Genomic DNA, 412 nt, shown 5'->3' with positions numbered 1-412 from the left:
CCGTCTTGTTCAGCAAAAGCATCAGCTAATTCTTGTGCTTTTTTAAATGATTCGTTGTTTTTCACTTCTTTGCTATATACACCCGAAAACGATTTTATTTGTGCTTTATAACGCCCAAAAACAGTTTCTAAAGCATCACTTATTTCACCTAAAGTGGCACGTTCTCTGGCTGCTTCAATAGCTAAAACTAGTAAATTTTCTTTACCTGTTTTAGCTGCTTCGGTTAATTTTAAAAGCGTTTGTTTTACTTTTTCAGTATTTCTGGCGGCTTTTAGTTTTTTTAAACCTTCAATTTGTTGGTTTCTTACGGTTTGGTTATCAACTTCAAGCGTACTAATTGGAGCTTCTTCTTCAAGAGTATATTTGTTAACACCAACAATAATATCTTGTACAGCGTCTATTTTGGCTTGTT

1 protein-coding gene is annotated in these 412 nt (G+C 33.7%); it reads right to left on the bottom strand.

Annotated elements, in window-relative coordinates; translation table 11 throughout:
* Positions 1 to 412: methylmalonyl-CoA mutase family protein (locus FUA24_RS03790; RefSeq protein ID WP_246146942.1), on the bottom strand; the 412-nt coding region annotated here is incomplete at both ends.

This window comes from Seonamhaeicola marinus (assembly GCF_008085455.1).
This window is presented reverse-complemented; position numbering and strand designations above follow the sequence as displayed.